Origin of the sequence: Bacteroides sp. MSK.20.82, from assembly GCF_019052485.1 — a bacterium.
Taxonomy (GTDB): domain Bacteria; phylum Bacteroidota; class Bacteroidia; order Bacteroidales; family Bacteroidaceae; genus Bacteroides; species Bacteroides thetaiotaomicron.
The window spans coordinates 1-8,390 of record NZ_JAHQUN010000090.1 but is presented as its reverse complement, the minus strand read 5'-3'; the positions used below and the strand labels follow the sequence as shown (position 1 = coordinate 8,390).

The following is an 8,390-nucleotide window of genomic DNA, read 5'->3' as shown; positions in this document are numbered from 1 at the left end:
TGTCCGACAAGGACACTTCTTGCTATATATACACATGCCGCATGGGAATACATCCACGCCAACCGCCCAGCAAAAAGCCCCGGCGTGTTAGAAAATCCCCCACAGCCTAACAAATTCTACCCCATTTCTACCCAAGGGGATTACACGCCGCAGAAGTCATCCGGGAACATGTCTTCCAGTTCGTCCAAATCAATGGTTTCTTCTTCGGACACCTCCACCCATTCAATGTTTTCTTTCCCTCTTATCGCACATGAGTACATCTCGGCGGCGGCAAGAGAAGAGAACACCTCGTGCATAGGCTCGCCGTTCTCTAACCAGTAAACACAATATTCGACCATAACAGTTTTATCATTTATCGTTGTAATGCCCCTCTACCTCCAAGATGTAGACCTCTACCACTTCCTCGTAAATGTCATAGATTATCCGGTCATGGGCGGTAATGTGTCGAGACCATGTAATATCCCCACCGCCCCTTAACGCTTCGGGATGCCCAAGCCCAGTCTTAGGGTGCTCTAACGATTCTTTGTAGATTTTCTTATACTTCTTGAACAAATTGGGGTTTGATTTCTTCCATTTGGCAATCACCTTATCCACCCCGTCGGAAACCCTAATTGTGTACATCATAGACTATCGAAATAAGCGTCAATATCCTCACTGCTTTTGAGGGTAACACACTTTCCGGATTTGATTTCTTCCCTTGCCTTGTCAATCCTTGCTTGCAGCTCCGGGGTTATCATCAAATCTTCACGACCAACTTTTACCAAAGCGTAAATCTCGTTTTTCCTGCGAATTAGTACCTGCTCGCCATTGTCAGCTTTGGTGAAAGACGCTGCGAGGTTGTTACGGTATTCTCTTACTGATAATGCTTCCATATCTGTTTGCTTTTAAATTCAGCACAAAGATAGCTATATTTCAATAAAATACAAACATTTTGTACACAAACGTGTACACGCCATAAAAACCCGTTTCCAATCCTACCGCCCGTTGGTTGGTTTTGCTTTGCTCTTTTTCCCTATCGTTTTTCTTTTTCCGACAGTAAATCAACCACTTAGCTCTATAAATTCCCCTTGTCTGTTATAAGCATCGTCTGTAATATGCTCTATCACTTCTTCGCAAACGCCCATAAATAAAGGGATTAGAACATGTGTTTCCCCACACTTTGGGAGTTTAGTCCCCACACTTTGGGAGTTTAAAAGTAAATTAGTCCCCACACTTTGGGAGTTTTACCCCTCTTTTTTTGTTTTAATGTGGGGATTGTGTATATTTGCAGCAAATCAATCGTTTATGAAAAAGAAACTACCTATTACCAAGAATAAAGATGTTGTTGTTTCATGGGTATATACATGGTCAAAACAGCAAGACATGTCCATACACGAACAAAGAATAGTTCTTCGCATACTGGAAGCGTGCCAAGCTGAACTAAAGGGAGTAAAACTGAAAGATTATGCAGGCACGAAACGCAAGTTTGAGCATGGACTTTGGGATGTTGATGCACAAATGCATGTATCTGACGTTATTTTTTCCGGACGTGATTACAATGAAATCATAGCCGCACTCGATTCTTTGGCAGGACGTTTTTTTACTTACGAAGATGACGAGGAATGGTGGAAGTGCGGATTTATATCTAACCCAAAATATAAAAAACGCACTGGCATTATAACCTTTCGTGTGTCTAACGACCTTTGGGATGTGTTTACCAAGTTCGCCAAGGGGTACAGAGAATTTGAGTTAAACAAGGCTCTTGCGCTACCTACTGGGTATTCCCTTAGGTTTTACATGTTAATGAGTGGGCAGGTGTACCCTTTGGATATATCCCTTGAAAACTTGAAAGACCGTCTTGGCATACCTGCGGACAAATACAAGGACAAGAACGGAAAAGACAGAATAGATCATTTTGAGGAAAGAGTTTTGAAACCAGCAAAGGCTGCGCTTGATGAGAGCTGCCCATACACTTTCAACTACGTGAAAGTGCGTGAAAACCCAAACAACAAACGTAGCAAGGTGACCGGGTTTAGGTTCTACCCGGTCTATCAACCACAGTTCAGAGATGAAGAACTGGAAGGGAAAGAATTGCAAGCAAAGGTTACAGCACGATATCAGATAGACAGCCATGTGTACGAGTACCTCCGTTATTCCTGCGGCTTCACATCGGAAGAGATAAACCGGAACAAAGAGACATTCATAACGGCACAAGAAAAGATAACCGACCTTATCGGAGAACTGGCTCTCCTAAACGGAAAATCACGAGAAAAGAACAATCCGAAAGGGTGGATTATAAACGCCCTTAAAGGGAAAATCAAGGATAAGTAACAAGATTACCCGGCTGAAACACTCCGGGTAATCTTGTCAAATCAGAGGAACGATTTCCATTTCTACACCAAGTTCTTTCATCTGCTGTTGTATTTCCTCGCTGCTTAGTTTCTCTCTCGCCAGTGCAAGCCCATGAAAGGCGTCCCAGCCTGCCGGCTTCGAAACGATACTACCGTTTAGGACGGCATGGGTGATTTCGCCGCCGGACTTCGCACCCTTGTTCAGTATGAAGAAGAACCGGGGTTCTTCGTGTTCCGTTGTTCCCATAATTCGTAAAGTTAGATGTTTATTTATTCCCCTTTTGTTCCCTTGCCTGCTCTTGGTAGTATTCATAATACTGCTTGTAGTTGTCCCGGTCTTTGGCTGCATCCGTCCAAAGATAGCACATGAAACAAGCGAACAATAGGGAGATAACAGCACAAAGGATTGAGTAGAACGAAATTCGTTTGTCCACATAACCGCCGTTTTTCATTCTGTACCCCTGCCGTTCAAAGTCCGCCAACACGTTTTTTAGGCGATTTTCGGCACTTTCAAGGCTTTTCCCGTCTATTTGTACCTTTCGGGCTGTTGCGTCCTCTATGCGCTTCGTATAGACTTCAACACGCTTTAGTTCTTGATACACCAGTTCTACCGCAAGCTGCGGGTTTACCCTTGGCGTTGTATCTTTTCTTTTCCGGGGGCTGTACTGTCCCTGCTTAACGTTGGAAGCTGCCGCTTCCGGGTGTGAGTTTGTTTCCATGAGATATGTTCATTGAGTTGCACTTCAGTTTGCTTTGTGTCCGCTCGATATGGGCGAGAGTGTAGCCTTTCCCTATCTCGCTTGCCTTATACTCCGTACCGCTTCGGGCTGTGACATAGTAGCCGTTAAGTTTCCCGGTGCTTGCCCTGGCTTCCCGGACTTTAAAACCTCTCTTACCAAGTTCTTCCTTGAATTTGGTAAAGTCAAAGCCCTGCATCTTCTTCAATACGCCGTCCATGGCTTCCTTGATTTCCGCTTTGTTGACTTTGCCAATGTCCTGCGACTGTACAAAGTTCCGTTCCTTGGCTATGGCATTGGCGGCTTCCGTTGCCTTTTTCCCTATCCAGTTGTCCCGGTACAGTTCCCCGGAAAGGGAAACCCGGTTTGCCAGTATGTGCAGGTGGGCTTGCTCTTTCTTGCTCTCCGTACCGCTGTGCCGGATGATGATGTACTGGTGGTTCGCCAACCCCATGCGCTGCATGAAGTCGTTACCAAGTTCCGCCCAGTCCGCATCCGTAAAGGTGGCGCTTTCCTCTATCGAGGGGCTGACCTCGAAACGTAGGCAGTTGTTTTTTACGTTCGGAAAATCAATGTGATACGGTTTCATTTCCTGCACCATTTCCGCACCAGTACACCCATAAAGTTCATGCCGGGCTATCTCGGTGGCTACTGCCTGCCCGTTTATCTCTTTGGCGAGGTCGTACTCCAATGCCGCCACACCATGTGATATGCTTTTCCCTTTCCCTATCATCGTGAGAGTATTTTTTTGAGCTCTGTAATTAGTGCCCGGTTCTCCTCGAACACTTCCCGGTACTGGCGACCACCGAAGTAGTTGTTCAGCCGTTGGAGCGTTCCTTTCAACTGGGCTATGTCCCGGAGAAGCTGCCGTTCCTCCTCGGTGTACCTCTCCCTTGGGCGCCCCCCAAGGGACAAACTCCGGCAGTATTCCGATACGCTTAGACTGCACCGGGCTGCCTGCTCCGCAAGTGCGTCCTTTTCAAGTTCGGTACACCGGAATGTAATCTTTTCGTTCCGTCTTAGTTCCATGCCACAAAGGTAATCTTAAAATCTTTTTGAGCAAAGCGAGAAAAGCAAGAATTGTCCGACAAGGACACTTCTTGCTATATATACACGCCGCATGGGAATACACACAGCGATAACACACAGCATAGCCACACACTTTTTTCTTTTTTCCCTGCCATTCCCACAACGGAACACGGAGAGCAGTCAAGGGTTCGAGCGGAAAAAACCGCACAGCGAAGCTGCTCAGGATTTTTTCAGATCCGAACTTGCGAAGCCCTTGACGGCTTCGGAGTGTGGAGTTACCTTTGCAGACTGAAAAGAGAAAAAACACAGTTCGCTTCACTAACGCTGACTGGTCAAAGGATACCCTGTTCAGATATGATTTTTTTAAGAATAGATACACTTACGGTAGAGAAGTCTGACTTATCATAGACATCCACAAGATAAACACGACCTTCACTCTCCGATGCACAAATCGTGTATGTGATAACACGTGCTCCCCCAGACTTACCCTTCCCCTTAGAAACAATGGCAAGTCTTATTTTACGGATACCTGGGCTCAGTTCATCCCCCTGCATGGGGTTCTTTTCCAATGACTCGATAAAATCCTTCATGTCAGCCTTAAAAGACTTATACCTTTTTGCAAGGATTTTCGCTTCCCTCTCAAAATGCGGGGTGGTCTTTACTTCAAAGCTCATCAAGGAATGCGTTTGCGCTCTTGGCTGGCTGCTCACCAGCTTCGATTCGTTTCACTTCATTCAAGCCCTCTCTTATTCGAGTGGCTATTTTTTCTTCTACGGACACTGGCACCAGTTTAAAATCACCGATACGTGAAGTCAGAAAGACGGATTCTCCCTGAATAGCACGAAGAAGGGTCGCTGTCTGATTCGTCCGAAATTTGCTCAATGGAATTACTTGCATATATCTTAAACTTTTTTGATTGTGATACAAATGTAACCATTGTTACCGATATTGTAACCAAATTAATATACTTTAACGCGCAAAAAAAAGCTTCAATAAACGCACAATCCCCCAACCCCCTTACGAGGGGGCTTTGTCTTTGTTTTCCCTATTGTTTTTCGTCCGTTTTTTCCGAAAGTTGGGAAGCAATCTCAACCTTATGAGCTTGTTTCTATCTTAACATCGACTATCTATGTCCTATCCTCGCGCGCGCGCATTATGCGAGAAAAACACCCTCTAAGTACGAGATAAAGAATACTAAAGTACGAGATAAAGAATAAAAATCACCCCCATCAAGTACGAGATAAAGAATAAACAGTACGAGTTCTATTTGTTAAACTCGTACTTAATTTGTATCTTTGCAGAAAACCATAAAAGCACACTTATGAAACCAACTACTTACATTGATTGGGACGGTCTGAAAGATATTCCGTTCTTCTACTGCGACACAAAGGAAGATGAAGAAAATAAAGACTTCGACATATACTATCAAGGGAAACTGGTGCTGCATGACTACAACCATTGCGGACACTACCTATACACAGCCGCTGTGCTGTTTAGCAGAATCAAGAATAAAACGGCAGACTGGGTAAATCTGCGCAACCTTTGGATTCTGCGTGATTGTGTGCGTGAGAACTACAATCATGGAATAGGGGTGGACGACATTATCTTTGGAGAGGATTTTGATGGCGAGAACCTCGATACACTCACACCGCTTACTAAGAAACGCTTCGATTATTTGTGTAAGCGGATTAAGGAACTTGACCCATACGCAACAATCTAAAAGAATACCTATGAGCGAAAACCTACCAAACAAAGCCGTATTCCAGTCCTATATATGGACATGTGCCAAATACGATTTCAGTCCTTACGAAAAGCGTATCATATATCGTCTTATCGAATTTGCCCAACGATGGTTAGAAGGTATTAAAATCAAAGACCATATGCACAAGATTGAGCCGTCTGACTGTGGGGTGAACATCACCATGCCTGTAGCATCCATTCTTCGAGACGAAGATGACCACAACTATGCCAAGGCTAAAGCTGCATTCACATCGCTATCTAAGAAAGGGGCTGAATATGAAGATGATAAGATTTGGTTCTATACAGCCATCATCGAACACCCTAAAATAGAAAAAGGCACAGGTATTGCTACCTTCCATGTCTATGACCCTATCTGGAGAGCCGCACTTGATTTTACGAAAGGGTTCAAGAAATACGAACTCATAACAGCCATGAAGTTTAAAAGCGTCTATGCCATGCGATTCTATGAGCTGATGTCCGGACAAACCCAACCTTTGTTCGTGTCGTTAGAGGGGTCTGACGGACTTCGCGAAAGGTTTTGCTTGCAAGGAAAATACGAAAGAGTTAATGATTTCAAGAGATATGTTATCGATGCAGCTAAAAAAGAACTTGATGAATCCTCTCCATACTCCTTTGTTGCTAAGGAGGAAAAGGAAGGAAAGAAGGTCATTGGCTGGACCCTATTCCCTGTATTCTTTGAAGACAGAGAAGACCCTGCACTACAGGAACAAGCGCGCATGGCTAAAGTTACGGCACGGCTCCAGCTGGAGAACAACGTATATGACTACCTCAAATTCTCCTTTGACTTCAAGTCTGATGAAGTCAACAAGAACAAGAAAACCCTTATCGAGGGGCAAAACCGCATCCCCAATTTCATGGGGTTCCTGGGAGAATTGAAAAAAGGCGCACGACTGGCAGAAAACCCCAAAGGATATGTTATCGGGGCTATCAAAAGAAAATTAAAAGAAATCTAACTGAAAGAGAACAACGTAACAAATAATTTCTTAAGTTTGCCATATCTAAACTTTAAATGTGTATTATATAAAAAAGTTTTTATTATCATTAGCTACTGCTTTTTCCTTTGTGTTATTCTTAGGGTCATGTACCAATGAAGAGGACATAAACAACAACGGTTATTCCGATAAAGAAAAAGCTAAAATTGAAACATTGATGAATTTGTTCGATTCTTATGGTTGGGAACTTGACACGACTGTTAGTATAGAACAGCGTAACAAAGAACTTTTAGAAATGGATTACGAAAAGACTAAAAGTTTCTTGGAGTACATGAGTAATGGTATTGAGTTTGATAATTTTGAACCAACTCAACAAAATGAAGACAATGCACCAAAAGCCTTAAGCAACACAAGATCTACTATGACCTTCCCTATATATGGTAGTCATAGTAGTGCTGTCGCTTCATCGCAAACCACTATGATTTTATCTTATGACGGTCCAAAACCTTCAAGTGTAACGATACAAAGTACATCAGTATCTTCAAACCCTGCAACAACTTGGACCCCTGACGAATACGGTTCTTTTAATTTTTCAGGGAACAAATGTGATAATATAAAAGCCACAGGAATGATTAAATATGGCAGTATCTATAAACACAAATACGAAATGGTAGGGTGGTGTTCAAAAAATAGTTCAGGTATTGTTGATGACGGGAAAATAACTGGTTTTCATGCAATATAACCAAACGATTAAAAACATTATAAACAAAAAAGCGGAGAATACTACTCTCCGCTTTTTTGTTTATCCATCTCTTGAAAATACTCATAATACCTCTTGTAGTTATCCCTGTCCTTGGCTGCATCCACCCACAGATAACACATCAGACAGGCGAACAATAGGGAAAAAACAGCACAAAGGATTGAGTACATTGAAACTTTCTTGTCCACATAGCTGCCGTTTTTCATTCTGTTTCCCTGCCGTTCAAAGTCCGCCAATACGCTTTTTAGGCGATTTTCGGCACTTTCAAGACTCCCCATGTCTATTTCCACCTTTTTGGCTGTTGCATCTTCTATGCGTCTTGTATAGGCTTCTACACGCTTCAATTCTTGAAACACAAGTTCTACCGCAAGCTGCGGATTTACTTTGGGTGTGGTGTCCTTTTTCTTTCGGGGACTGTACTGTCCCTGCTTATAGGTGTAATCCTCCGTTTTTGGGTTTGAGGGTGTTTCCATAATTCCTGCTGATTGAGTTATACTTCAATTTTTTCTGTGTCTTCTCGATGTGGGCAAGCGTATAATCTTTCCCTATCTCGCTTGCCTTGTATTCTGTTCCGCTCCGGGCTTCCACGTAATAACCGTTGAGTTTGCCGGTACTTGCCCGGGCTTCCCTTACCTTGAAACCCAGCTTTCCGAGTTCACGGCTGAATCCGGCAAGGTCAAATCCCTGCATCCTTGCAAGGACACCGTTCATAGCCTGTTTTATCTCTTCCCTGTTGGCTTTGCCTATGTCCTTTGACTGTACCAAGTTCCGCTCTCTGGCTATACCGTTGGCGGCTTCCGTTGCTCTCTTCCCTATCCAGTTGTCTTTGTAGAGTTCTCCC

14 protein-coding genes and 1 pseudogene are annotated in these 8,390 nt (G+C 43.6%); 4 read left to right on the top strand and 11 right to left on the bottom strand.

The window, feature by feature from the left end; all coding sequences use genetic code 11:
* Nucleotides 1–140: 140 nt before the first annotated feature.
* From KTR07_RS27330 to KTR07_RS27320, 3 genes are read right to left on the bottom strand one after another with little or no spacing between them, the layout of a single operon-like run.
* A complete protein-coding gene (locus tag KTR07_RS27330) occupies nt 141–338 on the bottom strand; it encodes a hypothetical protein (RefSeq protein ID WP_004295503.1) in 198 nt (65 codons plus the stop codon).
* A 10-nt stretch (nt 339–348) separates the two neighbouring features.
* Nucleotides 349–624: a type II toxin-antitoxin system YoeB family toxin gene (locus KTR07_RS27325; RefSeq protein WP_217315554.1), complete on the bottom strand. Its 276-nt coding sequence runs from the start codon at nt 622–624 to the stop codon at nt 349–351.
* Complete coding sequence (locus KTR07_RS27320) at nt 621–872, bottom strand: hypothetical protein (protein WP_004295507.1); 252 nt, start codon at nt 870–872, stop codon at nt 621–623. Before KTR07_RS27320 ends, KTR07_RS27325 begins: the two co-directional genes overlap by 4 nt.
* Nucleotides 873–1,284: 412 nt before the next feature.
* Between KTR07_RS27320 and KTR07_RS27315 the strand changes: the two genes are divergently transcribed.
* On the top strand, nt 1,285–2,310 hold the full coding sequence (locus tag KTR07_RS27315) for a replication initiation protein (RefSeq protein ID WP_004295509.1): 1,026 nt from the start codon (nt 1,285–1,287) through the stop codon (nt 2,308–2,310).
* Nucleotides 2,311–2,346: 36 nt separating this feature from the next.
* Here KTR07_RS27315 and KTR07_RS27310 read toward each other — a convergent pair whose 3' ends face one another.
* From KTR07_RS27310 to KTR07_RS27290, 6 genes are all read right to left on the bottom strand, one after another.
* Nucleotides 2,347–2,577: a hypothetical protein gene (locus tag KTR07_RS27310; protein ID WP_004295510.1), complete on the bottom strand. Its 231-nt coding sequence runs from the start codon at nt 2,575–2,577 to the stop codon at nt 2,347–2,349.
* 19 nt (nt 2,578–2,596) lie between these two features.
* Nucleotides 2,597–3,049 carry a mobilization protein MbpC gene (gene mbpC, locus KTR07_RS27305; RefSeq protein ID WP_004295511.1) on the bottom strand — a complete coding sequence of 151 codons (453 nt, stop codon included), beginning with the start codon at nt 3,047–3,049 and terminating at the stop codon, nt 2,597–2,599.
* The gene (gene mbpB, locus KTR07_RS27300) at nt 3,006–3,800 is read right to left on the bottom strand and encodes a mobilization protein MbpB (RefSeq protein ID WP_007560590.1); all 795 of its coding nucleotides are present in this window, start codon (nt 3,798–3,800) and stop codon (nt 3,006–3,008) included. The genes mbpC (KTR07_RS27305) and mbpB overlap by 44 nt, the downstream gene beginning before the upstream one ends.
* Nucleotides 3,797–4,096, bottom strand: a complete 300-nt coding sequence (mbpA, locus tag KTR07_RS28665) for a mobilization protein MbpA (protein WP_004327437.1) — start codon at nt 4,094–4,096, stop codon at nt 3,797–3,799. The genes mbpB and mbpA overlap by 4 nt, the downstream gene beginning before the upstream one ends.
* 332 nt (nt 4,097–4,428) lie before the next feature.
* Entirely contained in the window at nt 4,429–4,770 is a 342-nt protein-coding gene (locus KTR07_RS27295; protein WP_008142487.1) for a toxin RelE, read from the bottom strand.
* On the bottom strand, nt 4,760–4,993 hold the full coding sequence (locus tag KTR07_RS27290; RefSeq protein WP_005783253.1) for a hypothetical protein: 234 nt from the start codon (nt 4,991–4,993) through the stop codon (nt 4,760–4,762). Before KTR07_RS27290 ends, KTR07_RS27295 begins: the two co-directional genes overlap by 11 nt.
* A gap of 424 nt (nt 4,994–5,417) precedes the next feature.
* On the opposite strand from KTR07_RS27290, the gene KTR07_RS27285 reads away from it, so the two are divergent.
* From KTR07_RS27285 to KTR07_RS27275, 3 genes are read left to right on the top strand one after another with little or no spacing between them, the layout of a single operon-like run.
* On the top strand, nt 5,418–5,816 hold the full coding sequence (locus KTR07_RS27285) for a hypothetical protein (RefSeq protein ID WP_025077300.1): 399 nt from the start codon (nt 5,418–5,420) through the stop codon (nt 5,814–5,816).
* A gap of 10 nt (nt 5,817–5,826) precedes the next feature.
* The gene (locus tag KTR07_RS27280; RefSeq protein ID WP_032948906.1) at nt 5,827–6,810 is read left to right on the top strand and encodes a replication initiation protein; all 984 of its coding nucleotides are present in this window, start codon (nt 5,827–5,829) and stop codon (nt 6,808–6,810) included.
* Nucleotides 6,811–6,868: 58 nt separating this feature from the next.
* Nucleotides 6,869–7,531 (top strand): hypothetical protein, encoded by a 663-nt coding sequence (locus tag KTR07_RS27275; protein WP_217315553.1) that lies wholly within the window; start codon nt 6,869–6,871, stop codon nt 7,529–7,531.
* A gap of 41 nt (nt 7,532–7,572) precedes the next feature.
* Here KTR07_RS27275 and mbpC (KTR07_RS27270) read toward each other — a convergent pair whose 3' ends face one another.
* Together mbpC (KTR07_RS27270) and KTR07_RS27265 are read right to left on the bottom strand one after the other, a co-directional pair.
* Nucleotides 7,573–8,022, bottom strand: coding sequence for a mobilization protein MbpC (mbpC, locus tag KTR07_RS27270; protein ID WP_032948909.1), 450 nt, complete (start codon nt 8,020–8,022; stop codon nt 7,573–7,575).
* Nucleotides 7,979–8,390, bottom strand: a pseudogene (locus KTR07_RS27265) (mobilization protein); the annotation flags it as partial. The pseudogene KTR07_RS27265 and the gene mbpC (KTR07_RS27270), both read right to left, overlap by 44 nt.